The 24,186-nt window shown below is 60.2% G+C and carries 23 protein-coding genes, 3 tRNA genes and 2 pseudogenes; 20 read left to right on the top strand and 8 right to left on the bottom strand.

What is annotated here, in order from left to right:
- Positions 1 to 33: 33 nt before the first annotated feature.
- From ASD03_RS13520 to arsH, 4 genes are read left to right on the top strand one after another with little or no spacing between them, the layout of a single operon-like run.
- Entirely contained in the window at positions 34 to 561 is a 528-nt protein-coding gene (locus tag ASD03_RS13520) for an arsenate reductase ArsC (RefSeq protein ID WP_057214170.1), read from the top strand.
- Positions 561 to 1,634 carry an ACR3 family arsenite efflux transporter gene (gene arsB, locus ASD03_RS13515; protein WP_057205006.1) on the top strand — a complete coding sequence of 358 codons (1,074 nt, stop codon included), beginning with the start codon at positions 561 to 563 and terminating at the stop codon, positions 1,632 to 1,634. The genes ASD03_RS13520 and arsB overlap by 1 nt, the downstream gene beginning before the upstream one ends.
- Positions 1,631 to 2,059, top strand: a complete 429-nt coding sequence (arsC, locus tag ASD03_RS13510; protein WP_225906175.1) for an arsenate reductase (glutaredoxin) — start codon at positions 1,631 to 1,633, stop codon at positions 2,057 to 2,059. The genes arsB and arsC overlap by 4 nt, the downstream gene beginning before the upstream one ends.
- Positions 2,034 to 2,762, top strand: a complete 729-nt coding sequence (gene arsH / locus ASD03_RS13505; RefSeq protein ID WP_025426893.1) for an arsenical resistance protein ArsH — start codon at positions 2,034 to 2,036, stop codon at positions 2,760 to 2,762. The genes arsC and arsH overlap by 26 nt, the downstream gene beginning before the upstream one ends.
- Before the next feature lie 42 nt (positions 2,763 to 2,804).
- On the opposite strand, the gene ASD03_RS40505 is transcribed toward arsH, so the two are convergent.
- Positions 2,805 to 3,029: a GDCCVxC domain-containing (seleno)protein gene (locus ASD03_RS40505; protein ID WP_239637575.1), complete on the bottom strand. Its 225-nt coding sequence runs from the start codon at positions 3,027 to 3,029 to the stop codon at positions 2,805 to 2,807.
- 190 nt (positions 3,030 to 3,219) lie between these two features.
- Here ASD03_RS40505 and ASD03_RS13500 point away from each other — a divergent pair, with 190 nt between their 5' ends.
- The 4 genes from ASD03_RS13500 to ASD03_RS13485 all read left to right on the top strand — a co-directional run bounded on the left by ASD03_RS13500 (position 3,220) and on the right by ASD03_RS13485 (position 6,906).
- Entirely contained in the window at positions 3,220 to 3,540 is a 321-nt protein-coding gene (locus tag ASD03_RS13500; protein ID WP_025426894.1) for a metalloregulator ArsR/SmtB family transcription factor, read from the top strand.
- Positions 3,541 to 3,596: 56 nt separating this feature from the next.
- Positions 3,597 to 4,994, top strand: coding sequence for an FAD-dependent oxidoreductase (locus ASD03_RS13495; protein WP_025426895.1), 1,398 nt, complete (start codon positions 3,597 to 3,599; stop codon positions 4,992 to 4,994).
- Positions 4,995 to 4,996: 2 nt separating this feature from the next.
- The gene (arsK, locus tag ASD03_RS13490; protein ID WP_057204995.1) at positions 4,997 to 6,205 is read left to right on the top strand and encodes an arsenite efflux MFS transporter ArsK; all 1,209 of its coding nucleotides are present in this window, start codon (positions 4,997 to 4,999) and stop codon (positions 6,203 to 6,205) included.
- A 404-nt stretch (positions 6,206 to 6,609) separates the two neighbouring features.
- A complete protein-coding gene (locus tag ASD03_RS13485) occupies positions 6,610 to 6,906 on the top strand; it encodes a hypothetical protein (protein ID WP_025426897.1) in 297 nt (98 codons plus the stop codon).
- 40 nt (positions 6,907 to 6,946) lie between these two features.
- Here ASD03_RS13485 and ASD03_RS38940 read toward each other — a convergent pair.
- The 4 genes and pseudogenes from ASD03_RS38940 to ASD03_RS13470 form a co-directional block, all read right to left on the bottom strand.
- Positions 6,947 to 7,030 (bottom strand): annotated as a pseudogene (locus tag ASD03_RS38940) (flavin-dependent oxidoreductase); the annotation flags it as partial.
- A gap of 155 nt (positions 7,031 to 7,185) precedes the next feature.
- Positions 7,186 to 7,262, bottom strand: a tRNA-Arg gene (locus ASD03_RS13480).
- Between the two features lie 34 nt (positions 7,263 to 7,296).
- Complete coding sequence (locus ASD03_RS13475; RefSeq protein ID WP_025426983.1) at positions 7,297 to 7,602, bottom strand: ETC complex I subunit; 306 nt, start codon at positions 7,600 to 7,602, stop codon at positions 7,297 to 7,299.
- A gap of 282 nt (positions 7,603 to 7,884) precedes the next feature.
- Positions 7,885 to 7,961: transfer RNA gene (locus ASD03_RS13470), tRNA-Pro, on the bottom strand.
- 219 nt (positions 7,962 to 8,180) lie between these two features.
- On the opposite strand from ASD03_RS13470, the gene ASD03_RS13465 reads away from it, so the two are divergent.
- Both ASD03_RS13465 and ASD03_RS13460 read left to right on the top strand, forming a co-directional pair.
- Complete coding sequence (locus ASD03_RS13465) at positions 8,181 to 9,362, top strand: GGDEF domain-containing protein (RefSeq protein WP_057209414.1); 1,182 nt, start codon at positions 8,181 to 8,183, stop codon at positions 9,360 to 9,362.
- Positions 9,363 to 9,642: 280 nt separating this feature from the next.
- A complete protein-coding gene (locus ASD03_RS13460) occupies positions 9,643 to 10,647 on the top strand; it encodes a GlxA family transcriptional regulator (protein WP_025426984.1) in 1,005 nt (334 codons plus the stop codon).
- A gap of 75 nt (positions 10,648 to 10,722) precedes the next feature.
- Here the strand turns inward: ASD03_RS13460 and ASD03_RS13455 are convergent, their stop codons facing one another.
- Positions 10,723 to 10,977 carry a YMGG-like glycine zipper-containing protein gene (locus ASD03_RS13455; protein ID WP_025426985.1) on the bottom strand — a complete coding sequence of 85 codons (255 nt, stop codon included), beginning with the start codon at positions 10,975 to 10,977 and terminating at the stop codon, positions 10,723 to 10,725.
- Positions 10,978 to 11,477: 500 nt separating this feature from the next.
- Positions 11,478 to 11,553, bottom strand: a tRNA-Lys gene (locus tag ASD03_RS13450).
- Between the two features lie 191 nt (positions 11,554 to 11,744).
- On the opposite strand from ASD03_RS13450, the gene ASD03_RS13445 reads away from it, so the two are divergent.
- Positions 11,745 to 12,491, top strand: coding sequence for a cytochrome c biogenesis CcdA family protein (locus ASD03_RS13445; protein WP_025426986.1), 747 nt, complete (start codon positions 11,745 to 11,747; stop codon positions 12,489 to 12,491).
- 213 nt (positions 12,492 to 12,704) lie between these two features.
- A pseudogene (locus ASD03_RS13440) lies at positions 12,705 to 13,666 on the top strand (AEC family transporter).
- Here the strand turns inward: ASD03_RS13440 and ASD03_RS13435 are convergent.
- Complete coding sequence (locus ASD03_RS13435; RefSeq protein ID WP_025426988.1) at positions 13,634 to 14,845, bottom strand: UbiH/UbiF family hydroxylase; 1,212 nt, start codon at positions 14,843 to 14,845, stop codon at positions 13,634 to 13,636. The pseudogene ASD03_RS13440 and the gene ASD03_RS13435 overlap by 33 nt on opposite strands.
- Before the next feature lie 279 nt (positions 14,846 to 15,124).
- Here ASD03_RS13435 and pcsA point away from each other — a divergent pair, with 279 nt between their 5' ends.
- The 8 genes from pcsA to ASD03_RS13395 all read left to right on the top strand — a co-directional run bounded on the left by pcsA (position 15,125) and on the right by ASD03_RS13395 (position 24,120).
- Complete coding sequence (gene pcsA, locus ASD03_RS13430) at positions 15,125 to 15,850, top strand: phosphatidylcholine synthase (RefSeq protein WP_025426989.1); 726 nt, start codon at positions 15,125 to 15,127, stop codon at positions 15,848 to 15,850.
- Between the two features lie 10 nt (positions 15,851 to 15,860).
- Positions 15,861 to 16,838, top strand: a complete 978-nt coding sequence (locus tag ASD03_RS13425) for a quinone oxidoreductase (RefSeq protein ID WP_025426990.1) — start codon at positions 15,861 to 15,863, stop codon at positions 16,836 to 16,838.
- Between the two features lie 49 nt (positions 16,839 to 16,887).
- Positions 16,888 to 18,462, top strand: a complete 1,575-nt coding sequence (locus ASD03_RS13420) for an ABC transporter ATP-binding protein (protein WP_057209410.1) — start codon at positions 16,888 to 16,890, stop codon at positions 18,460 to 18,462.
- Entirely contained in the window at positions 18,452 to 19,546 is a 1,095-nt protein-coding gene (locus tag ASD03_RS13415) for an ABC transporter permease (RefSeq protein WP_057209407.1), read from the top strand. The genes ASD03_RS13420 and ASD03_RS13415 overlap by 11 nt, the downstream gene beginning before the upstream one ends.
- Positions 19,546 to 20,466, top strand: coding sequence for an ABC transporter permease (locus ASD03_RS13410; RefSeq protein ID WP_025426993.1), 921 nt, complete (start codon positions 19,546 to 19,548; stop codon positions 20,464 to 20,466). The genes ASD03_RS13415 and ASD03_RS13410 overlap by 1 nt, the downstream gene beginning before the upstream one ends.
- A gap of 48 nt (positions 20,467 to 20,514) precedes the next feature.
- Positions 20,515 to 21,585, top strand: coding sequence for a BMP family ABC transporter substrate-binding protein (locus ASD03_RS13405; protein ID WP_025426994.1), 1,071 nt, complete (start codon positions 20,515 to 20,517; stop codon positions 21,583 to 21,585).
- Between the two features lie 318 nt (positions 21,586 to 21,903).
- Positions 21,904 to 22,650 carry a FadR/GntR family transcriptional regulator gene (locus tag ASD03_RS13400; protein WP_025426995.1) on the top strand — a complete coding sequence of 249 codons (747 nt, stop codon included), beginning with the start codon at positions 21,904 to 21,906 and terminating at the stop codon, positions 22,648 to 22,650.
- 177 nt (positions 22,651 to 22,827) lie between these two features.
- The gene (locus ASD03_RS13395) at positions 22,828 to 24,120 is read left to right on the top strand and encodes a hemolysin family protein (RefSeq protein ID WP_025426996.1); all 1,293 of its coding nucleotides are present in this window, start codon (positions 22,828 to 22,830) and stop codon (positions 24,118 to 24,120) included.
- The last annotated feature ends 66 nt before the right edge of the window (positions 24,121 to 24,186 follow it).

Genomic DNA, 24,186 nt, shown 5'->3' with positions numbered 1-24,186 from the left:
AAAGTCGGACCAACACCACTAGGGACAACTCCAATGTCTGAACGTGTTTATAACGTGCTCTTCTTGTGCACGGGCAATTCCGATCGCTCTATTCTTGCCGAGTCCATCCTCAACGCCGAGGGCAAGGGCAGCTTCCGCGCCTACTCCGCGGGCAGCAATCCAAAGGGCGAGGTCAATCCTCACGCCATCAGGGAGCTAGACGCACTCGGTTATCCGTCCACGGGGTTTTCCTCGAAAAGCTGGGACGTCTTCGCTGAGCCAGGCGCACCGCAGATGGACTTCATCTTCACCGTCTGCGACAGCGCAGCAGGCGAAGCGTGCCCTGTGTGGATTGGCCATCCCATGACCGCACATTGGGGTGTCGAAGACCCGGCAGTCGTCGAAGGGACAGAAGTCGAGGTGCAAAAGGCCTTCGCTCAAGCTGCAAGGTTCGTCAAGAACCGCATATCGGCGTTTCTCAGCCTGCCGCATTCCTCCATCGACAAGCTCGCCCTCGAACAGCACCTGCGCCAGATCGGCAGGATGGAAGGCTCCACGCAGCCTCAGGAAAAGGCAAGCTGATGTCGACGTTTGAACGTTACCTTACCGTCTGGGTGTTTCTCTGCATTGTTGTCGGCATCGCGCTTGGTCATCTGATGCCAGGCGTCTTCCTGGTCGTCGGGGCAGCGGAAATCGCCAAGGTGAACATCCCCGTCGCCGTCCTGATATGGTTGATGGTTATCCCCATGCTGCTGAGGATCGACTTCGGATCATTGTCTAAGGTCGGCAGCTACTGGCGCGGGATCGGCGTCACCCTGTTCATCAACTGGGCGGTCAAGCCGTTCTCAATGGCGCTGCTCGGTTGGCTGTTCGTAGGCTACCTGTTTCGTTCGTGGCTGCCCGAAGACCAGATCGACTCCTATATCGCGGGCCTGATCATTCTCGCCGCAGCGCCGTGCACGGCCATGGTCTTCGTCTGGTCGAACCTGACAAAGGGTGAGCCGCATTTCACGCTTTCCCAGGTCGCACTCAACGACGCCATCATGATTGTCGCGTTCGCGCCGATTGTCGGCCTACTCCTCGGACTGTCGGCAATCACGGTCCCTTGGGACACGCTGACGATCTCGGTCGCGCTCTACATCCTGATCCCTGTGGCGATCTCGCAGGTCCTTCGCAAGATGTTGATGGCCGACGGCACGACGAGGGCTCTCGATGGGCTTCTCACCAAGCTGCAGCCTCTGTCGCTCTTGGCGCTTCTGGCAACCTTGGTCCTGCTGTTCGGCTTCCAGGGTGAACAGATTACCGCCCAGCCGACGATTATCGCACTGCTTGCAGTTCCGATCCTGATTCAGGTCTACTTCAATTCCGGCCTGGCATACCTTTTGAACCGGATGACTGGCGAACAGCATTGCGTTGCGGGACCGTCCGCACTGATTGGGGCATCAAACTTCTTCGAACTCGCGGTCGCGGCGGCCATCAGCCTGTTCGGCTTCCAGTCGGGTGCTGCGCTGGCAACCGTCGTTGGGGTCCTCATCGAGGTCCCGGTGATGCTGTCCGTCGTCTGGATCGTGAACCGCTCGAAGGGCTGGTACGAAGCAGGCACTGCCGTCGCCAAGAACACCATCGTCGAAAAAGCCGTTGCCGAAAGGGCATGATCATGGACGTCACTATCTATCACAACCCGGCCTGCGGCACGTCGCGCAACACGCTGGAAATGATCCGCAACGCGGGTATCGAGCCGACTGTCATCGACTACGTGAACACGCCTCCAACACGCGACCGGCTCGCGCAGACGATCACCGATGCGGGGCTTACGGTCCGTGAGGCGATCCGCGAGAAAGGCACGCCCTATGCGGAACTGGGCCTCGATAATCCGGAGCTGACCGATGATCAGTTGCTCGATGCCATGCTGAAGGACCCGATCCTGATCAACCGTCCGTTCGTCATCACGCCGATGGGTACCCGTCTTTCCCGTCCGTCCGAACTCGTCCTCGATATCCTTCCAGACACTCACAAGGGTGCGTTCACGAAGGAGGATGGCGAGCGCGTCCTCGATGAGAAGGGACGGCGCATTGTCTGAAACACTTCCTGCCGCCGCCAGTGAACACTTGTGTATGCTCGATCTCGATGCGCTGCATCCCGCGTTCTCGACACGCAAGCCGCGCATCCTGATCCTGTACGGTTCACTCCGGGAAATCTCCTACAGCCGTCTTCTGGCACACGAAGCTCGCCGCCTGCTGGAGCGCTTCGGCTGCGAGGTACAGGTGTTCGATCCCAAGGGCTTACCACTCCCCGATGAAGCGCCGATCAGCCATCCCAAGGTGAAAGAACTGCGCGACCTTTCCGAGTGGTCCGAGGGCCAGGTCTGGGTCAGCCCGGAGCGACATGGCGCGATGACCGGCATCATGAAGGCCCAGATTGACTGGATCCCGCTTTCCCTCGGCTCCGTTCGACCGACTCAGGGCAAGACGCTGGCGGTCATGGAAGTGTCCGGCGGCAGCCAGTCGTTCAATGCGGTCAACCAGATGCGCATTCTCGGTCGCTGGATGCGGATGATCACGATCCCGAACCAGTCTTCATTTGCCAAGGCCTACCAGGAGTTTGACGGCGATGGCCGGATGAGGCCGTCGTCCTACTACGACCGCGTCGTCGACGTCTGCGAAGAGCTGGTGAAGTTTACGTGGCTTACCCGAGATGCGTCGTCGTACCTCACTGACCGCTACAGTGAGCGGAAAGAGGATGCGGAGAAGCTGGAGAAGCGGGTTCAGCTCAAGGCCATCTGAACAAACGCCTTGTTCGAAGCTCCACCAGGGGATGAAGACCTATCAGGAGGCGGAGCAACACGATCCTGTTCTATTTTGCCTGTCTTCTTGGACCGGCGGGCAAGGTACGTCACCGTAGGAGCAGAACACACAACAGTCACCAGCTTTTGGCCGGAGCATCGTGCCACATCCGATACATTCATAGAAAAACTGGCAAGCGTCGACGGGCATCGTTTCCGTTGCCGTTTGCCCGCAGTGCGGACAGGTAAGGGTCGATTGAAGCTGCACCATCGTTCCTTGCTTTAGTAGACAGGGTGATTCTACTTGGCACGGCACGTGAGCCCAACAACTAAAAACATCATGCCCGGTGCGGGCGGTACGAGCACCCAGATTGACGGTATACTTCTACGCGCACCGTATTTCCACAAATGCCGAAATACTCTTTGACCGGAGGCGGTTTTCGCCATAGCTTATTTCCATGATTATCGAAAAAGCAGCATCGCAGCTCGAAGCGATTGGCAACGTTACCCGCCTTCAGATTTACCGTGCGCTTGTGCGTGCCGGTGAAGATGGCCTGCCGGTCGGGAAGCTGCAGGAGAAGCTGGAAATTCCGGCATCGACCCTTTCACACCACCTCAAGCGGCTCGTCGATACAGGCCTTGTTATCCAGGATCGTCAGGCGACGACACTGATTTGTACCGCGAACTACAAGCACATGAACGCGCTGATTGGCTACCTTGCCGATGAGTGCTGCGCCGACGCAGCTTGCTCAAAGCAGACCGACGAAACCGTAGCCTGAGGGCTTTTTTTCGCACTCTAATTTCGAAACTTCCAGAAATACGAAAGGATATGCAGATGGCTTTAGATAGTAACCTTCCTGTGGCAGTGATTGGTGCTGGTCCTGTTGGCCTCGCAGCTGCCGCGAGACTGGTCGAGGCAGGCATCACACCGCTTATCCTGGAACGGGGGGCTTCCGTCGGCTCAGCACTTGTTGACTGGGGCCATGTCCGCGTGTTCTCACCCTGGAAATACAACATCGACGATGCCGCGCGGCGATTGCTCGATGACCACGGCTGGAGCGCTCCACGAGCAGATGGTGTGCCGACGGGTCGGGAGATCGTTCAAAACTATCTGCTTCCACTATCTGCTATCCCTCAGATCGCTGACAACCTGAAACTCAGTGCTACGGTCAAGGCGATTACGCGTGCGGGGTTTGACAAGGTCTCATCAAATGGTCGTGAGGCTGCGCCCTTCGTGGTCCGCTACAACGATGCAACGGGTGAGCACGACGTCCAGGCACAGGCCGTTATCGACGCATCCGGCACATGGACGCAACCGAACCCGATGGGGATCAACGGGCTGCCTGTTGTTGGTGAAATTGCCTCCGGCAGGCTCTCCTATGGCATTCCAGATGTTGCCGGGACCAGGCGGGCTGACTTCGTTGGCAAGCGAACATTGGTCGTCGGAAGTGGTCACTCCGCAATCAATGTCGCCTTGGCCTTATTGGAACTTCAGGAAAGTGATCCTGCGACTGAAATCTTCTGGGCGCTCCGTCACCATGGTGTAGCTCGCCTTCTTGGCGGCGGTCTCAATGACCAGCTACCCGAGCGCGGTGCCCTCGGGTTGGCTGCGAAGAAGGCCATGGACGAGGGTCGCCTCAAAATGCTGACGTCCTTTGCTGCCAGAAGTGTGAAATCAGAAGGCGAAGGGGTGGTGGTCGAAGCCGTGTCAAATGGAGAGCCTATCACACTGGCGCTCGACCATGTGGTGGTCACGACTGGTTTCCGGCCTGACCTATCGTTTCTTCGAGAACTCCGCATTGATCTCGATCCTGCCGTGGAGGCCCCGCCAGCCCTGGCTCCACTGATCGATCCGAACCTTCATTCCTGCGGTACCGTCCCGCCCCACAGCGTCGATGAATTGGCCCATCCGGAGAAGGATTTCTACATCGTCGGCTCGAAGTCCTATGGCCGCGCTCCAACATTCCTGATGAAGACCGGCTACGAACAGGTTCGTTCCGTGGTCGCCGAGCTTGCAGGGGATCATCTCGCCGCCAGACGGGTCGAACTTGTCCTTCCCGAGACAGGAGTGTGCTCTGTCGACCTCGCAGTGAATGCCACATCATCCGGATGCTGTGGGGGACCTGCGCCCTTAGAAACGGATGCCTGTTGTGTCGCCGACGCGACCGCCAAATCCGAGGGAAAGTCCGGATGTGGTTGCTCGGCGTCGGTCGTTGAAGAAGAGCGAGCGTGATCATGGAAGGACGGAAGCTTCCTACATGGGCGCTGGCGGGCCTCGGCGCATCACAAATTATCGGATACGGCACGCTCTATTATGCCTTCAGCATCCTGGTGCCAGAAATCGCCGAAGACATCGGCAAATCGCAGCAATGGGTCTTCGGAGCCTTTTCGGTGGCTCTGCTCGTTGGCAGCCTTGCCGCACCCCTCTCAGGCTACCTTGCCGACCGGATCGGTGCGGGGCGATTGATGGCGGCAGGATCGCTGTTAGCCTCCGCGACACTCGTCTTGATGGCGGTATCCACCGGGCCAATCACCTTCGCTGTCGCACTGGCGCTGACCGAAATCGTCTCTGTCGCTGTCCTCTATGCCACTGCCTTCACGGCTATCGTTCAGACTGGAGGACACAAAGCCCAGAAGTCGATTGTTCACCTGACACTGATCGCTGGTTTCGCCTCTTCGCTGTTCTGGCCGCTGACATCCTGGCTGCATGGTTTTCTGTCTTGGAGAGAAGTCTACCTGCTCTTTGCCGCGTTGAACCTCCTCGTCTGTCTTCCAGTGCATTTGGCGCTGGCGCGGCTGACGACGACTGCGGTGTTCGCTTCCAGGGGTACCGTCGCGGCCGTTGGCGAACACCGGCCACTTGCGAACGGAACGCTTGTATTCTCCCTCATGCTGCTTGGCTTTGCCATCGAAGGCTATGCGCTGTCGGCGATCCTGGTTCATATGGTTCCGCTCACACAGGCGCTCGGGTTTGGTGCCGCAGGTCTCCTGGTAGCCTCGCTGTTCGGTCCGGCTCAGGTCGCAAGTCGCTTGATCAACCTGCTCTTCGGCCGTGAACTGTCGCAGAAATGGCTGGCTGTTATCGCGACCGGGCTCCTGCCAATCGGTTTGACGATCCTCCTGATGACGACACCGTGGGTGGCCGGAGCGGTAATGTTCGCTATCTGCTTCGGATTAGGCTCCGGTCTGACAAGCATTGTCGGCGGGACATTGCCGCTCGAACTGTTCGGACCAAAGGGATACGGCAGTCGTCTCGGCTGGGCCACGTCGGCCAAACAGATGATGTCGGCGATTGCGCCGCTCGCCATGTCCATGTCGATGGCCGGGATCGGCGTCGTGCCGTCCATCTGGATGACTGTGGCTATTGGCATAGCCGGGGTGGTGGCATTCTTAGCCATCGTTGCAGTCGTGCAGGGTCCTGCCGGACTGCCCCGACCGGCTTAACGCTTCACGTTCGTTCTTTCGTCACGGTTTGCCGCTGATACTGGACGACCTCATGCCCAGTCAGCCTAAGGTCGTCCAGGGAGCAATTGGGTCGTGCGTCGGTCGCCTTTATTCGGCCGCTTCGTCTAGAGCATTTCCAGGAAAAGTGCGAAGCGGGTTTTCCGTCAGGATATGCGTAAAAACAAAGAGATAGAGCGTTTGTGCGGTTCCGCATAAATCGGAAACGCTCTAGGATCGCCGATCCAGGCTTCAAGTCGACCGACTGCGTGTCGAAACCGACTGCCTGGTGGAACGGTTGCAGCGATCAAGCGTTATTCTTACCAGGCAGCGTAAGCCCGCAGGCAGAGGCTGCCTGGTATCTCGTCAGGTGGGACTGAATCCCGACCGGAGATAGGAGCAGCGCCATGAGAATTTCTACGAAAATGTCATGCGTCGCATTTGTCGTCACCTTGGCCGGGAACACCGCACCGGCTTTTGCCGACAACTACTATTACGAGCCTGCACCCGGCGGCGTCTATGTTGATCCCATGCCGACGGGCAATGTGTATGTGGAGCCGATGCCGATGTACGGCGCTTACGGTTACTACCGTCCGCCGGCCCGGACGTTGGGTGACGAACGCGAACGCTATACGAATGAGTTCATGGGGCCCGGTGAAGGTGATTACTACCAGGGGATCGCGCACCCGCCACCAGTTCCCTGAGCGCCCGATCGTTCAGCATGAGGAAACGAGCAGCTGCGGCTCAGCGCCAGCCGAGAGTCGGTGCGACGCGATGTAGGGTCGCCTCGATAACGTGTGCGCTGTAGTCGACGCCCAGCTGATTGGGACGGCCGTGTCGGCCTCATCGATTGTCTCGCCTGGCGGCGCGCCAGCTTAGCCCTATGCCGACAGCATGCGGCGAGGTGAGAACAGTTGGCGCACAGTCTTTGGTCGCACCCAATTTCAGGTAAGACCAAGAGTATCAACTAGATGGAAAAGTGGTGGCGACCCCTGCAGGATTCGAACCTGCGACAACCTGCTTAGAAGGCAGGTGCTCTATCCAACTGAGCTAAGGGGCCGTTCCGGGCAGGGCCCGTCGAAAACGGCAGGACCTCAATGGGTCCAGGGCTGCATCCGGCTGAAACGGAAATTGTCCGGGTAGGACACAGTCTTGCGCGTCGCCTCTTTCGGCGCGATCACGCGGTATTCGATGCCGTTGCGTTCAGCGTAGGCGATTGCCTGTTCCGCACTTTCGAAAGTCAGTCGCAGTTGCTGCAACGTGTCGCCGGAGCTGGTGTAGCCCATGATCGGATCGATGGTGCGCGGCTTTTCCTGATCGAACTCCAGCAACCACAGATTCGTCTTGGCTTTACCAGACTGCATGGCGGTCTTTGCTGGACGATAGATCTTTGCGGACATTGTCTCGAACGGCTCCGTTATTTCGCTGGTGGAGCATTTTGCGGCCCCAACATGCGTCTTCCCATAGCGCAGAATGATTTAAAACGGAATGACTTTCAGACGGATAAATCTGGCTTTTCGTCCGTATTTTGTCAGTGCAAGGTGAGTGGTCGATTTACCATGAGGTGGCAATGGCATCACCGCATCCTGCGATCCGGGGCACAAAATGCCCGATATGCCCACATATTGGCGGCAACCAACATCGAGGGCAACTAATAACATAAGATTTTCAAGGGATTTCGTTGGTCGGAGTGGAGAGATTCGAACTCCCGACCCTCTGGTCCCAAACCAGATGCGCTACCAGGCTGCGCTACACTCCGTGCCAACGGCGCCGGAGATACACGCTTCACCCACGCCCTGCAACATGAAATTTCACGTTGACCGACACGGGAGGCCAAATGTGATGCGATGAGAGGGCGCCTTGGCGGCCAATATGCCGGAATTTCAGGCTCTGGTGCCGATTTCTCATTTTCATTTAGTACTCCCTAAACTCCATGCGATAGAGGCGCAGCGACAAACAAACACGCCGAGCCGGATCGATGACCGCCCAACTTGACCTCGCAACTGTGCTGCTGCTTCACAAATCGTCGTTTCTGGTCGGTGCGTTGTGCTTTCTTTATCTCCGGTGGCAGTCACCCCGGAACGAGGGGCTCGGCATTCTGGCAGCCGGGTTTCTTTTTCTCGCTCTGGCCTCGACGCTCTCAGGGTATGGCGAGCAGAAGCTGCTACCCGCTATTCTATGGACGCTTTCCAGTTTTACACTTGGTCTTGGCGGCTACGCCCTGTTCTGGATCGGTTTGCGCCGGCTGAGCGGCCAAAGGCGCCACCGGGCGGATTGGTTGGCGCTTGCCATTCCTTTGACCGGCGCGATTGCCGGCCTGATCACGCACTTCCACGTCATCAATTCTATACGCGCAAGTGCATTCAATACCGGTGCCTTCCTGTTTCTCGCCGCGTCCGCCTTTGCAGTCGTCGCAGATCGGAAAAGCGAGCCGCTGCCGGTCAGGACCATCTTCGCGGCTTCACTCGCAATCGGCGCCACGCTCTGCCTTGCCGTCGTGGTTGGCCTGCTCAAGCCGGATATCCTGCCGATCACCACGACCTACGCCTTCTTCCTGCTGATCATCAGCCACTTCGCCATTGCGCTCTTTGCACTGGTGCTGGTCAAGGAGCGGGCGGAGGCGGCATTGCGGCGAACGGCCGACACGGACATGCTGACCGGTGTGGGAAACCGTCGGTGGTTCCTGTCGCAACTGCCGCGTTTCGGCTGGAAGGGCGACGCCCTTGCAGTCATGGATCTCGATTTCTTCAAACGCATCAATGATCGCTACGGCCATCAGGCGGGCGACCAGGTGCTGATCGCCTTTGCCGAACTGGTGCGGGCAAACCTGCGCGCGACCGATTGTTTCGCAAGGCTCGGCGGCGAGGAGTTCGGGCTCTACCTTCCGAAAACGAACGAGGTGCAGGCGCGAGCGATCGTCGAGCGGTTGCGGCTTGCCACCGAACAATTGCACATCCATTGCGACGGCCAGCGCATTGCCGTCAGTGTCAGCATCGGGTTTGTCGTCGGACAGGATGCGAAAAGCAGCTGGGAAGAGCTCTTCAGTATGGCAGATGCCGCACTCTATCAGGCCAAGGATGCTGGCCGTAACTGCATAGTCGCCTATGCCCCGCCACCGGCTTCGTTCGCAATTGGCATACCAATCGCACGGACAGGTTGAGTTTGACGCGAGGCAGTCGATGATCTGGCTGTCCGCCCTTGCGCGTCGCTATTTCGGGAGCCGGCACATCGCTGGCCTTTTGTCTCCTTAAGAACCTTGGATAAAAAAACGGGCCGGTCGGATCTAGGTCCGGCCGGCCCGTTCCGGCAATATCGCGGAAAGGGGAACGTCTCTGCGCGGGGCTGCAGCACCGCGCGAAGGGAGATCGATTGCCACCTGATAATGCCTGAATGCGGTCCGCCCAATTGACATTTTACGCCAGAAATTTGACATTTCTCGCATGTCTGGCACTGAGAAAATACAATCTATGATCGATGTCGTGGTGGTCGTGCTGCCGGAATCGTCGATCATGTCGCTGGCCTCCGTGCTGGATCCGATGCGCGCTGCCAACCGCGTCTCGGGCCGCCAGGTCTTTCGTTGGCGGTTGCTTTCGGCCGACGGTGAGCCGGTCATCCTGACATGCGGTATACCGATCGCGGTCGACGGCACGTTCTCGCTGCCGCTTGAAGGCGATGTCCTGCTGGCGATCGGTGGCTTCAATCTCGATCGGCATGTCGGGCGCCGGTTCATCGCCACGCTTCAGGAATGCGCCCGCCATTTTGGCATCGTGGCCGGCATCGAATCGGGCTGCTGGCTGCTCGGCCGCAGCGGTCTGCTCAACGGCCGCAAGGCAACCGCCCACTGGGAGGAGCTGGAGGATTTCAGCCAGGCATTTCCAGCATTGACGGTGCTGGGGGATCGGTTCGTCACCGATGGAAAGTTCTGGACCTCCGGTGGTGCGTCACCGACCTTCGACATGATGCTGCACCTCATCACCCAGCGCCTCGGCTCGGCGCTGGCGCTCGATGTCGCCAGCATCTTCGTCTACGACCAGACCCACAGCGCGACGGACATCCAGCCCGTGGTGTCTCTCGGGCGGATCGAGACCCGCGATCCCGGTTTGGCTGAGGCGATCCGCCTGATGGAGCGAACGCTCGAACGGCCGCTGACGGTGTCGGCGCTTGCACGCCGGCTGTCCATTTCGCAGCGGAAGCTGGAACTGCTGTTTACAAAGGGATTATCGACCAGCCCCGGCGCCTATTACCTGCGCCTGCGCCTGCAGGTGGCGCATCGACTGGTGCGCGATTCGGGCAGCCCGATCCGCGAGATCGCGCTGCGCTGTGGCTTCGACAGCCTGTCGGCTTTTTCCCGCGCCTATAGCCGCGAATATGGGACGAGCCCGCTGAAGATGCGTAGCAGGCACCGCGGCGCGGGTGCGACGTCGGAAGGTGGCGAGGGGATCTGAAGGTTGTGAGCGCACCGAACCTTTGCCAGCCATTATTATGTTTGGCGGTCGCGCTATCGGACGCCTGGGCTGCTGCTATTGGCAGCGTGCTTCGAAGCGGCGGCCATAGCGATCCCGATAGATACAATAGCCGTCACGCTCCCGGGAACGACCAATCAGGTTGCCCATAATGCCGCCGGCCACAGCGCCGATAGCCGCGCCGCCCCAGCTGTCGCTCACCACGCCTCCGATGATTGCGCCGGTTCCTGCACCGATTGCAGTCCCTCGCTCTGTCTGAGTGCAGGACGCGAGGGTACCAATCATTCCAACCGCAATGACAAGCTTTCTCATGCTTTCATCCCTTTGCTCGATATCAACCCGGGGCCTGGTGCACGTCTTTGCATCCACGGCGTGAGGTTCAGCATCTACGCAATGCTTGCAATTGTCGATAGTGCCGATTCTCAAAGGCGGCCGGCGCGCTGCTTGGCCTCTCATCCGCGCGGCCGCTGGGAAAGCTCCAACTACGCCGGCAAGAAAGTTGCATTTCTGACCAATGCACCGATCCCGCCTGTCGGCGGACGTACAGCCAGTTCAGAAGATCCACGAGGTTGTCGACTTTCCTGCCCGCTACCGAATGCCAATGGCTGGCACGGTCACCACCTGCGTCTGTACAAGCAGCGCCGGCCGGTACGGTGACCTGTGTTTCTGGCGAAGCATTCCCATATCTTAGCAACGCGGAAGGCAAGGGCGTTCCAGTTAGGGCACGGCGATTTTGAGGGATTTCGATGTACGGTGGCGACTCACTAAGGAGCAGCGATCAAGTGATTTTTAGCTAAGCGCTTGAATTTAAGTGGTGAGCGCGCAGGGATTCGAACCCTGGACCTACTGATTAAAAGTCAGTTGCTCTACCGGCTGAGCTACGCGCTCCCTGGCCGCGGCGGTGAAGCCCGGCGGAAGTGGGCGGACATATGCACTTGAGCTTCCCGCCGGTCAACCCAAAAATTACGGCTTTCGTGAAGAAATGGTGCATGGCGCAATGATCGCCAAAAGGTGATTGGTATCGTCACGGTCATGCGGCTAAGGAATGGCCCAAATACCGCATGCCGGAGTTCTTGCCGTTGTCGATTGCCGATATTTCGATCTGGACCGCCATTCTCGCTGGCGCTCTGTCCTTTCTTTCGCCCTGTGTTCTGCCGCTTGTCCCGCCCTATCTCTGCTATATGGCCGGGGTGTCGGTCGACCAGTTCCGCAGCGGCGAGGTGGTTTCTGCCCGCAGCACCCGGCGCGCCGTTCTGCCGGCGGCGCTTCTGTTTACGCTCGGCTTTGCGACCGTGTTCGTGTCGCTCGGTGCCGGCGCATCCTCGATCGGCCTGCTGTTGCGCCAGCACATGGATCTCCTGTCGCGTATCGGCGGCGTGGTGATCATCATCATGGGCCTGCATTTCCTTGGCGTGTTCAAGATCGGCCTGCTTGCCCGCGAGGCGCGGTTTCAAGGCGGCGGCAAGCCGGCGACGCTGTCGGGCGCCTATATCATGGGCCTTGCCTTCGCCTTTGGCTGGACGCCGTGTATTGGTCCGGTGCTCGGCACGATTCTCGGCGTTGCAGCTGCGCGCGATACGGTCACGGACGGCGCCATGCTTCTGGCCGTCTATTCGCTCGGGCTTGCGATCCCGTTCTGGATCGCCGCCGGTTTTTCCGGTGCGTTCATGCGCTTTCTCCTGCGGTTCCGTCGCCATCTCGGTCTCGTCGAAAAGCTGATGGGCGCGCTTCTGGTGCTGGCCGGCCTTGCCTTCCTCTTCGGCTTCATCAGCTCCGTCGCCATCTGGTTCCAGCAGACCTTCCCGATTCTGATGAAAATCGGCTAGGTCATCAGCGGGTCAATGGACGGGGTTGGCCCTAGCCAAGTGCGCCTCAACCTATTGGAATCGATCGGGTTGATGATATTGGGTTGAACAGGCCCGATTGCGTGAGGGGCGTGTGCATCGTGCCCAACGCGTGGGTACCGCGACAGCGACCGGGTTATGAGCGGGGATTACGTGCCCGCTCAATGTGTCGCATGAGCATGGTCGGGGAGAGGCATGACGGAAATTGCTGGCCTGGTATTGCCGTTCTTCGGGTTGATCTTTCTCGGCTATCTCACCGCCCGCTTCGTCGAGCATCCAGGCGAAGCGATGGGGTGGCTGAACACCTTCATCATCTATCTCGCCTTGCCGGCGCTGTTCTTCAAGCTGGTGTCGCGAACGCCGATCGAGCAACTGACACGAGCAGATTTTATCCTGACGAGCGTCGGTGCGACCTATGTGGTCTTTTCGCTGATCTTCATCATCGGGCTCTACGTCCGGCGCAATACCGTTGGCGAAGCGACGATCCAGGGTTTTGCCGCGGCCTATGGCAATATCGGCTATATGGGGCCGGGCCTCGCCTTGCTGGCGCTGGGTGACGCGGCGGCGGTGCCGGTCGCACTGATTTTCTGCTTCGAGAATGCGGCGCACTTTACCGTGGCGCCGGCGATGATGGCGCTTTCCGGTGGGCGAAAGGAAAAGCCTGCGGTTCTGGCCCTTGGCATCGCCCGCAAGATCATCCTGCATCCGTTCATTCTGTCGACCCTTGCCGGCGTCATCGCGGCGTTTTCGCGGTCCAGCCTCCGCTGCCGGCGCAGCGGTTGATCGACTATCTGGCGCAGGCCGCCGCTCCTTGCGCGTTGTTTGCGATGGGTGTGACGCTGGCGCTCCGGCCGATCAAACGCATCCCGGTCGAGATCGGCTATATCGTGCCGGCCAAGCTTATCCTGCATCCGGTGCTGGTGTTCACGGCGCTCGGCCTGACGGGCAACTATGATCCGGTGTGGGTGCAGACGGCCGTGCTGCTGGCGGCGCTGCCGACAGCGACCAATGTCTTTGTCATCGGCCACCAATATGGCGTCTGGCAGGAGCGGGCCTCTGCGACGATCCTGATCACGACGCTGCTTTCGGTCGCAACCGTGACCGGGCTGCTCTATCTGATCCGCTCAGGCGCTCTTCCGGCCGATCTTTTCCCGTAAGCTGTCCTTCAACGCGTGAAACGCGCTGCCGGGGTGCACGCCTTCGCGCATCAGCAGGCTGCGCAGCGGTCCGGCAGCCGAGAGGATGTGCAGGCCGACGGCGCGCAGCGCCTGAACCGGCAGGAAACTCGACAGCAGCGATCGGTTCAACAGATCGACGCTCGCCGTGCGGCTAACGATATCGAGGCGGCGCCGACTGTCGAACCGGTCGCCGATGTCGCCCGCGAGATTGTCGTCCGTCTTTGCGCCGATCAGATCGACCAGCGTCATCGCGTCGCGAAGGCTCAAGTTGAGACCCTGGGCGCCGATTGGCGGAAAGGCGTGCGCCGCTTCGCCGACGAGCGCGACCCGGCCCTTGCCGAAGCGATGAGCGCTCATGCCCGACAGCGGGAAGGACTGTGGGCTGCCTTCGACCGTGACCTTGCCGAGGATCGACTGCATCCGGTCTTCGACGGCGCGCGAGAGTGCGGCGAGATCGAGCGCCAGCGTGGCTGCGGCATCGTCGGGCTTGCGCACCCAGACGAGGCTCGAGCGGTTGCCGGGCAGGGGCACCTGGGTGAAGGGCCCGCTCTCGGTGTGAAACTCCGTCGAGGTGTCCTGGTGGGAAAGCTCGTGCGAAAAGTTGAGGACGACGGCCGTCTGCGGATAGGACCAGGTGCTGACCGAAATCTTGGCGGCTTCCCGCACCGGCGACCGACGGCCGTCGGCACCGACGACCAGATCGGCGGTGATGTCGCGCCCGTCATCGAGCGAGATCCGCACCTTGTCGCCGGAGAGGTCGAAATCGGACGCTGACATCGTCATGCGATCGAGCGTCTCCGTCTCGGATGCCCGCTCCCGCAGAATGTCGAGGAAGGGGGCGTTCGGAATGTTGTAGCCGAAGGCCGCAAGGCCGACTTCCGACGCGCGGAAGTTCACTGTCGGCGCGCGCAGCAGGCGGTTTGTCCCATCCAGAATGCGCATCGTTGATAGCGGCGCCGTCAGCGGCTGCACCTTCTCCCAGAGGTTCAATTTCTTCAGATAGTCGATCGACTGGTCCATCAACGCGGTCGTCCGTCCGTCTGATGATGCCGGTTCCGGTCCGATCAGCGCGACGCGGTAGCCGCTCTCCGCGAGAGCGATCGCTGCCAGAGAACCCGCGAGGCCAGCGCCGACGACGGCGATGTCGTAATGATCCATGATGGAAAGAACCCTTTCGCTCGCGCCATCAAGCGCCTGCTGCTTTCATCTCATCTTACTTCTAGTCTTGGGCAGAGGCGAAATAAATGGGTTGAATCAGCGCAGAAGCAATTTGAAAGTGTCCACAGAACAATCTTCGCCGGACAAAGTCGTGCTTGAATTTTGCTGGCGATGCGTTGCAAAGGGTGCATATTACGCGCAATGCGCCGCCACAGCGGTTGAGGCAGAGAGTAAAACTCTGTCTGGGGAAATGCAGAAGGGGATAGGCGGCGTCCGCAGATGAAGTTTTTCAACTACAAACGAGTCCCCTACGCCGAGATCCGCGCCTTCTCCGTGCACATATTGACCGCCTCCGGGTCATTCCTCGCTTTTCTTGGCGTCGTCGCCGCGGCCGAACACCGCTTCGTCGATATGTTCTGGTGGCTCGGCCTGGCCTTGCTGGTGGATGGCATCGATGGTCCGATCGCCCGCAAGGTGCGGGTCAAGGAAGTGCTTCCCAATTGGTCGGGCGACACGCTCGACAACGTCATCGACTATGTGACTTACGTGCTCCTGCCGGCGTTTGCGCTCTACCAGAGCGGCATGATCGGCGAGCCATGGTCCTTCGTTGCGGCCGGCGCCATCGTTGTCTCAAGCGCGATCTACTATGCCGACATGGGCATGAAGACCGACGAATACTTTTTCTCGGGCTTTCCCGTCGTCTGGAACATGGTCGTCTTTACGCTGTTCGTCATCCAGGCGAGCGAGCTGACCGCCTCGATCGTCGTCTTCGTATCGGTAGTGTTGACCTTCCTGCCGATCAACTTCCTGCATCCGGTGCGCGTCCAGCGGTTAAGACCGCTCAACCTCGGTGTCTTTTTCCTCTGGTCGGCGCTCAGCATGTACGCCCTGCTTCTGCATTTCGTGACACCGGCCTGGGTGGTGACCGGTGTTCTTGCAACAGGCATCTATCTCTACGTGATTGGTTTCGTCCTGCAGATCCTCCCCAAGCTCGGCCGGACCTAGGAGCTCTTCGATGGCACAGGCAATTGTCGTACGCGAACTCGGTGGACCTGAAGTCCTGAAGCTGGAGGGCGTTACGCTCTCGCCGCCGGGGCCGGGTGAGGTGCAGATCCGCCAGGTGGCTGTCGGGTTGAATTTCATCGACGTCTATTTCCGCACCGGGCTCTACAAGTCCGCCTCGGGCCTGCCCTTTGTCCCGGGCAAGGAAGGTGCGGGGATCGTGACGGCTGTCGGTGATGGCGTCAGCCTCTTCGGTGTTGGCGACCGGGTGGCCTACGCCTCGTCGGATGGCGCCTATGCCAGCGAGCGAAACGTCGAAGCCTCGCAACTGGTCAAGGTGCCGGACGGCATCTCGCTTGAGACGGCGGCGGCGATGATGCTGAAAGGTATGACCGCGCAATATCTGCTCAATCAGACATTCCAGGTTGGGCCTGAAACGACGCTGCTCTTCCATGCTGCTGCCGGCGGCGTCGGCTTGATTGCCGGCCAATGGGCAAAGGCTCTGGGTGCAACCGTCATTGGTACGGCCGGATCGCAGGACAAGATCGATCTGGCGCTTGCCCATGGCTATGACCACGTCATCAACTACCGCACGGACGATTTCGTTGCCCGGGTCAAGGAACTGACCGACGGCAAGGGTGTTGATGTCGTTTATGATTCGGTCGGCAAGGACACCTATCCGGCCTCGCTCGATTGCCTGAAATCGCGCGGCCTCTGGGTGAGCTTCGGCAATTCGTCCGGTCCTGTCGATGCCTTCAGCATCGGCATTCTGGCACAGAAGGGTTCGCTGTTTGCGACGCGTCCGACACTCTTCGGGTATGTGCAGACGCGGCCTGCGCTTGAAGCGTGTGCAAATTCCCTCTTTGATATTGTGCAAAGCAACAAAGTGCGTATCAATATCAATCAGACTTATCCGCTTGCCGACGCCGGTCGCGCGCATACGGATCTTGAGACAAGAAAAACGAGTGGAACAACACTGCTGATTCCTTGATCGAAGCCTTAAGGCGGACGGGGATCGACAGAGGGGAAAAGAGGGCAGCGTGCCTGTTGAGGGAGCAACTGCGAACGGTCCGTTGTTGACTGTGAGCAACCTGACGAAATTGTTTGGCTCGTTTGCGGCCTGCAATGAAATCAACCTGCAGATAGACCAGGGCGAAATCCACGCCCTTCTCGGCGAAAACGGTGCCGGAAAATCGACGCTGGTGAAAATGCTGTTCGGCGTTCTCGCGCCGACGGTAGGCGAGATCGTGTGGCAAGGGCGCAGCGTGCGCATCGCCAGCCCGGCCGCGGCCCGCAAGCTCGGCATCGGCATGGTTTTCCAGCACTTTTCGCTGTTCGAGGCGCTGACGGTAGCGGAAAACATAGCGCTGTCGATGGACGGCAACATTTCGCTGGCCGAGGTCGCGGAGGAAGCTTCACGCCTGTCGCACGCCTATGGCCTGCCGCTCGATCCGAAGGCGCATGTGGCCGACCTTTCCGTCGGCGAACGCCAGCGCATCGAGATCGTCCGCGCCCTCTTGCAGAACCCGCGTCTGATCATTCTTGACGAACCGACATCGGTGCTGACGCCGCAGGAGGCCGATCGACTGTTCGAGACGCTCAACAAGCTCAAGGCGGAGGGACGTTCGGTTCTCTATATCAGCCACCGGCTGGAGGAAGTGCAGCGCATCTGCGACCGCGCCACCGTGCTGCGCCACGGCAAGGTCACGGGCGCCTGTGACCCCAAGGTGGAAACGCCGGCGTCGCTGGCGCGTATGATGGTCGGAAGCGACGTTGCGGCGGTGACCGCCGAGGGCACCAGCACCAAGGGCGAGGTGCAGCTGGAAGCGCGCCACCTTTCCGTTTCCGCACGCACGCCGTTTGCCGTTTCGCTGAAGAACATCTGTCTCAAGGTGCGTGCCGGCGAAGTGCTGGCGATCGCCGGTGTGGCCGGCAACGGCCAGGGCGAACTCTTCGACGCGCTGTCCGGCGAGTATCCGGTTGCAGACGATGCTGCGGTGCAGATCAGGCAAAGGCCGGTCGGCAACAGGAACATCAACGCGCGACGGCTGATGGGCGCCGGCTTCGTTCCGGAAGAGCGCCATGGCCACGCTGCGGTTTCGGCGATGCCGCTCTCGGACAATCTCGTGCTGGCCAGAAGCCGGTCCGACGCCAGGGCCTTCCTCGGCGGCGGCTTTCTCAAGATCATCCGCCGGGACGCGGTGACCACGGCGACCAAGCGCATCTCCGAAGCGATGGACGTGCGCAAGAGCGGGGAAGATCCTCCGGCCGGATCGCTTTCCGGCGGAAATTTGCAGAAATTCATCGTCGGTCGCGAGCTCGACCGCCAGCCCGCCGTCCTGGTCGTCAACCAGCCGACCTGGGGCGTCGACGCGGGCGCTGCGAGCCGGATCCGTCAAGCGCTTGTCGATCTCGCCAAGGCGGGCTCCGCGGTGCTGGTGATCAGCCAGGACCTTGACGAGATCTTCGAGGTGGCGACCGAGATCGCGGTGATCAGTGAAGGACGGCTTTCCGATCCATATCCGGCGCGCGAGCTTTCGCGCGAGAAGATCGGCCTGCTGATGGGTGGCATGTACGGCAAGACGGAAGACACGGGGGCTGTGCATGCGCATTGAACTGGAAAAGCGCGCCAAGATATCGGCGCTGTTCTCGATCCTGTCCCCATTCATCGCCTTTCTACTGACGATCATCTTCGGCGGCATCATGTTTGCACTACTGGGCAAGAACCCGGTCATGGCGCTCTACAGCTTCTTCGTCGAGCCGCTGAGCGAGGTCTGGTCGCTGCACGAACTGGCGATCAAGGCCGCGCCGCTGATCCTGATCGCCGTCGGCCTTTCGGTCTGTTTCCGCTCGAACAACTGGAACATCGGCGCCGAGGGGCAGTTCATCATGGGAGCGATCGCCGGCTCGATCCTGCCGGTGGTGTTTTACGAGTGGCAGTCGCCGCTCGTGCTGCCGCTGATGATGCTGATGGGCATGCTCGGTGGCGCGCTGTTTGCCGCCATTCCCGCCTTCCTCAAGGCGCACATGAACACCAACGAGATCCTGACGAGCTTGATGCTGGTCTACGTCGCCCAGCTCTTTCTCGACTGGATCGTGCGCGGCCCCTGGCGCAATCCGCAGGGCATGAACTTCCCGGAGACGCGCAGCTTTGCGGCTGACGCCATCCTGCCGGAACTGATCGCGTCGGGGCGCACCCACTGGGGTTTTGCCTTCGCCATCATCGCGGCGATCCTCGTCTGGTTCATGATGCGTTATACGCTGAAGGGCTTCGAGATCGCGGTTCTCGGTCAGTCGGAGCGGGCAGGACGCTTTGCCGGTTTCTCGTCGCGGCGGATGATCTGGTTTTCGATGCTGCTCTCGGGTGCGCTTGCCGGTCTGGCCGGGATCTCCGAGGTCAGCGGCGCGATCCAGCAGCTGCGCCCGGTGATTTCGCCCGGCTATGGCTTCACCGCGATCATCGTCGCGTTTCTCGGGCGGCTCAATCCGCTCGGCATCATCGCCGCCGGCCTCGTTCTGGCGCTGACCTATCTCGGCGGCGAAGCGGCGCAGCTCTCGATTGGCGTGTCGGACAAGGTCACGCGCGTCTTCCAGGGCCTGCTGCTGTTCTTCGTGCTCTCCTGCGACACGCTCATTCATTATCGCATCCGGCTGGTCTGGTATCGGTTTGCCGAGACAAACACGGACGGGAGCCGTTGATGGGGATCGTCGAAGCCATACTGTTGAGCGTCATCACCGCCGCAACACCGCTTGTCATTGCCGCCCTCGGCGAACTGGTGACGGAGCGCTCTGGCGTGCTCAATCTCGGTGTTGAGGGCATGCTGGTCATGGGCGCCGTCTGCGCCTTTGCCGCAACCCGGATCACCGGGTCGCCCTACCTCGGGATTCTGGCCGGGGTCGTCTGCGGCGCTGTGTTCTCACAGCTCTTCGCATTCCTGACGTTGACGCTGGTTGCCAACCAGGTGGCGACCGGCCTGGCGTTGACGCTGCTTGGTCTTGGCGTTTCCGGTATGCTCGGAGAGAGCTTTCTCGGCATGCAGGGCATCAAGCTGCAACCCATCGTCATCCCGGTGCTGGCTGATATTCCGGTCCTCGGGCCGCTGTTGTTCCGGCAGGACATCATCTTCTATCTGTCGATTGCCCTGGTCGCGGGCGTTCACTGGTTCCTGTTCAGGAGCCGCGCGGGTTTGAAGCTGCGCGCGGTCGGCGACAGCCATGCCTCCGCCCATGCCCTTGGCGTCAACGTCATCAGGACGCGCTATCTCGCGGTGATGTTCGGCGGTGCCTGCGCGGGCCTTGCCGGCGCGCAGTTGTCGCTGGTCTACACTCCGCAATGGGTGGAAAACATGTCTGCCGGCCGTGGCTGGATCGCGCTTGCGCTGGTGGTGTTTTCGTCCTGGCGTCCGTGGCGTCTCGTTGCCGGCGGCTATCTGTTCGGTGCCGTTTCCATCAGCCAGCTTCATGCGCAGGCCTTCGGCATCGGCATTCCGTCGCAATTCCTGTCGTCGCTTCCCTATCTCGCGACGATCGTCGTGCTCATCCTCATTTCACATAACCGGCGCACGACCCTGATCAATACGCCGGCATCGCTCGGTAAGCCGTTTGTGCCAGATCGGTGACAATAACAACCCAGACGGACGTTTCTCAAACCGACAGAGGTCAAGAAAATGAAAAAACTACTGCTCGCTCTCGCAAGTACCGCTGCCGTCATCGGCTTTGCCAGCGCCGCTGCCGCTCAGGACAAGGCGAAGGTCTGCTTCGTCTATGTCGGTTCCAAGACCGACGGCGGCTGGACCCAGGCACACGATATCGGTCGCCTGGAACTGGAAAAGAAGCTCGGTGACAAGATCGAGACGCAATTCCTCGAAAGTGTGCCGGAAGGCCCGGATGCCGAGCGCGCGATCGAGCGCATGGCACGTTCCGGCTGCGGCCTGATTTTCACGACGTCCTTCGGCTTTATGGATGCGACGATCAAGATCGCCCAGAAGTTCCCGGACGTGAAGTTCGAGCACGCCACCGGCTACAAGACCGCCCCGAATGTGGCGACCTATAACAGCCGCTTCTACGAGGGCCGCTACATCCAGGGCGTGATCGCTGCCAAGATGTCCGAGAAGGGGGTTGCCGGTTACATCGCCTCGTTCCCGATCCCCGAAGTGGTGATGGGCATCAACGCTTTCGTCGTCGGCGCGCGCTCGGTCAACCCGGACTTCAAGATCAAGGTCGTATGGGCCAACACCTGGTTTGACCCGGGCAAGGAAGCCGATGCCGCCAAGGCGCTCGTCGACCAGGGCGTCGATATCCTGACCCAGCACACCGATACGACGGCGCCGATGCAGGTGGCCGCAGAACGCGGCATCAAGGCCTTTGGCCAGGCATCCGACATGATCGCTGCCGGCCCGAAGACCCAGCTGACCGCGATCGTCGACACCTGGGGCGCCTACTACATCAAGCGCACCGAGGCTTTCCTCGACGGCAAATGGGAAACAACGTCGAGCTGGGACGGCCTGAAGGACGGCATCCTGACTATGGCGCCCTACACCAACATGCCTGACGACGTGAAGAAGCTGGCCGAAGAAGCGGAAGCCAAGATCAAGTCGGGCGAGCTGAAGCCGTTCACCGGTCCGCTGAAGAAGCAGGATGGCAGCGAGTGGCTGGCCGCAGGCGCATCGTCGGATGACGGCACACTGCTCGGCATGAACTTCTACGTCGAAGGCGTCGACGACCAGCTGCCGAAGTAAGCACAACGGAAGAACGCAGAAAATGTTCAAACCCCGCCGTTACGGCGGGGTTTGTCGTTATCGATATATTGGGCCGAGGCTTGGTGGCGCATTATTGCGGCATGACCCAATCAGCCGAGATTGATGCAATCAACGGTCGTGCGGGCCGGTTTCAGCCATAGTGCAGCTTGGCTGCATTTCGTGTAATGCTTGAGGAATCGGTTGGCCATTCCTGGGCCTGCTCATCCTGTTCGTGGGGATGGGTGGACCGGCGAGATATGGCATTTTGAGGCGCTGCATTTGGCGCTGTCAGGCAAGGGAGTGCCTGGAGGAGGTGGGTTGAACAGGAGCTTGCTGGAGACTGTCCTTTCCGGGACGCGGAAGCGCACCAGTCATGCGCATGTGGTCGACCAGCTTGGCAAGGCGATCGTTTCAGGCGAGTTCCCGATCGGGTCGATCCTGCCCGGCGATCCGGAGCTTGCAGCGCGCTTTAAGGTGTCGCGCACGGTTCTTCGCGAAGCGATGAAGACGCTTGCCGCAAAGGGTCTGGTCGTGCCACGGGCTCGCATTGGCACGCGCGTCACGCCCAGAAATGATTGGAACCTCTTCGACAACGACATCCTGACCTGGCATTTTGAATGTGGTGTGGACGAGGAGTTCCTCTACCACCTCTCCGAAGTGCGTCTCGCCTTCGAGCCGCACGCTGCGGCTCTTGCTGCGCGCAACGCTTCTGAGGCCGAGATCAGCCGCATGATGCGCCTCGCGGTCGCCATGGGTGAGGCCGGCCATACTGCCGAGAGCCTCGCCTTTGCCGATCTGAAATTCCATCTGTCGATTGCGGAAGCTTCGGGCAACCCGTTCATGCGGACGGTCGGTGGGCTGATCGAGGCGGCGCTGGTCGGCATTTTCAAACTGAGTTCACCCGTCGAAGAAAAGGGCGGCGTCGACGAGGTCGCCCGCAATCACATCCGCATCGTCGAGGAAATCGGCAGGCGCGACGAAGCGGGCGCGCGCGCAGCGATGGAAAATGTCATCAAGATCGGGCGCGAGCGCGTGCGCGGCGCCCTCAGGTCGGGCGAAAACTGAGCCACCTTCGTCGGACGTGTCCGAGTTTCGGTCCGCTCTCGCCTCGCGAAATACGGGCGAAGCGCATTTGGTGACACGGATTTCGAGAACTGCGCTTGCTCGGATCGCCTGCTGGCCTTATCTGGTGAACGGTCGCTCTCGATTGGGCGACTTTTCGTCAACGGTGACTTGGAGACCATGTCCGAATTTTTTGTCATTTTCGTCCTGCTTTTGATCAACGCATTTTTTGCTCTTTCGGAAATGGCAATCGTCTCGGCAAGCAAGCCATTGCTTCGCCAGATGGCAAGACAGGGAAATCTCCGCGCCGAAGCGGCACTGAAGCTGGCGGAAGACCCCGGCAAGTTTCTTTCCACCGTTCAGGTTGGCATCACGCTGGTCGGCACGCTCGCCGGCGCCTATGGTGGCGCGACGATCGCGGCCAAGTTCGCCCCCTTCTTCGACAGCATCGCCTGGATCAGCCCCTACGGTCATCCGGTGGCGGTGGCGATCGTGGTAACGCTCATCACCTTCCTCTCCGTCGTTATCGGCGAGTTGATCCCCAAGCAGCTGGCGTTGAAGAACTCCGAGGGCTTCGCGATGTTCGTGGCGCGGCCGATGACGCTTCTTTCGCGCATCGTGGCGCCGGTCGTCTATCTCTTCGAGACCTCGGCCGCGTTGATGATGCGGCTGCTGGGCATACGTCCGGATGATCCGGACCATGTTACCGAAGAGGAAGTGCACGCGATCATGGCGGAAGGCGTCGAGAGCGGCGCGATCGAAAAGTCGGAGCACGAGATGCTTCGTCGCATCATCCGCCTCGGTGACCGCAACGTGAAATCGATCATGACGCATCGTACCGAAATGAGCTTCATCGATATCAACGACAGCCTGGAGACCATCGGCGAGAAGATCCGCCAATACGGCCACTCCCGTTATCCCGTGGTCGACGGGCCGAGCGGCGATGTGCTTGGCGCGGTTCTGGCGAAGGAAATCCTCAATGCCCCGACGTCCGTTCCGCTCGACGTTCGCAAGTATGTGCGCGAGATCCATACCTTGCCGGAAACCGCGTCCTGCCTGAAGGCGCTCGATGCTTTCAAGTCGTCGAGTATCAACATGGCGATGATCGTCGACGAATACGGCAGCACCGAAGGCATCATCACCATCGCCGATATTCTAGAGGCGATCGTCGGCGTGCTGCCGTCGAACTATGACGATCTCGAGCACGCACTGATCCGCCAGCGCGAGGATGGAACCTACCTGGTCGACGGACGCACGCCGATCGATGAGATCCACCTGACCATCGGTATCGAAGGCATCGATGCCGACGGAAATTTTGAAACGATCGCGGGCTTTCTCGTTCAGCAGTTGCGCAAGACGCCGGAAGAGGGCGACATCGCGATCGCCCACGGTTACCGTTTCGAGGTCATCGATATGGATTCCCGCCGCATCGACAAGATCCTCGTCAGCCGTTGCGAGAACACTGCCGCCTGAAACCTTGCTGGGGACGCGACGCTGCCTACAGGGCCGCGCGTCTTACTAGGCGCGCAAAGGTCGCTG

The organism is Ensifer sp. Root127, from assembly GCF_001425225.1.
Taxonomy (GTDB): Bacteria; Pseudomonadota; Alphaproteobacteria; order Rhizobiales; family Rhizobiaceae; genus Ensifer; species Ensifer canadensis.
Note: the sequence above shows the minus strand (reverse complement) of the source record. Positions and strands in the feature narration are given on the sequence as shown.

Coding starts and splice junctions, on each gene's coding strand:
- ASD03_RS13520 (WP_057214170.1), top strand. CDS start 34: ATGTCTGAACGTGTTTATAACGTGCTCTTCTTGTGCACGGGCAATTCC.
- arsB (WP_057205006.1), top strand. CDS start 561: ATGTCGACGTTTGAACGTTACCTTACCGTCTGGGTGTTTCTCTGCATT.
- arsC (WP_225906175.1), top strand. CDS start 1,631: ATGATCATGGACGTCACTATCTATCACAACCCGGCCTGCGGCACGTCG.
- arsH (WP_025426893.1), top strand. CDS start 2,034: ATGAGAAGGGACGGCGCATTGTCTGAAACACTTCCTGCCGCCGCCAGT.
- ASD03_RS13500 (WP_025426894.1), top strand. CDS start 3,220: ATGATTATCGAAAAAGCAGCATCGCAGCTCGAAGCGATTGGCAACGTT.
- ASD03_RS13495 (WP_025426895.1), top strand. CDS start 3,597: ATGGCTTTAGATAGTAACCTTCCTGTGGCAGTGATTGGTGCTGGTCCT.
- arsK (WP_057204995.1), top strand. CDS start 4,997: ATGGAAGGACGGAAGCTTCCTACATGGGCGCTGGCGGGCCTCGGCGCA.
- ASD03_RS13485 (WP_025426897.1), top strand. CDS start 6,610: ATGAGAATTTCTACGAAAATGTCATGCGTCGCATTTGTCGTCACCTTG.
- ASD03_RS13475 (WP_025426983.1), bottom strand. CDS start 7,602: ATGTCCGCAAAGATCTATCGTCCAGCAAAGACCGCCATGCAGTCTGGT.
- ASD03_RS13465 (WP_057209414.1), top strand. CDS start 8,181: ATGACCGCCCAACTTGACCTCGCAACTGTGCTGCTGCTTCACAAATCG.
- ASD03_RS13460 (WP_025426984.1), top strand. CDS start 9,643: ATGTCTGGCACTGAGAAAATACAATCTATGATCGATGTCGTGGTGGTC.
- ASD03_RS13455 (WP_025426985.1), bottom strand. CDS start 10,977: ATGAGAAAGCTTGTCATTGCGGTTGGAATGATTGGTACCCTCGCGTCC.
- ASD03_RS13435 (WP_025426988.1), bottom strand. CDS start 14,845: ATGGATCATTACGACATCGCCGTCGTCGGCGCTGGCCTCGCGGGTTCT.
- pcsA (WP_025426989.1), top strand. CDS start 15,125: ATGAAGTTTTTCAACTACAAACGAGTCCCCTACGCCGAGATCCGCGCC.
- ASD03_RS13425 (WP_025426990.1), top strand. CDS start 15,861: ATGGCACAGGCAATTGTCGTACGCGAACTCGGTGGACCTGAAGTCCTG.
- ASD03_RS13415 (WP_057209407.1), top strand. CDS start 18,452: ATGCGCATTGAACTGGAAAAGCGCGCCAAGATATCGGCGCTGTTCTCG.
- ASD03_RS13410 (WP_025426993.1), top strand. CDS start 19,546: ATGGGGATCGTCGAAGCCATACTGTTGAGCGTCATCACCGCCGCAACA.
- ASD03_RS13405 (WP_025426994.1), top strand. CDS start 20,515: ATGAAAAAACTACTGCTCGCTCTCGCAAGTACCGCTGCCGTCATCGGC.
- ASD03_RS13395 (WP_025426996.1), top strand. CDS start 22,828: ATGTCCGAATTTTTTGTCATTTTCGTCCTGCTTTTGATCAACGCATTT.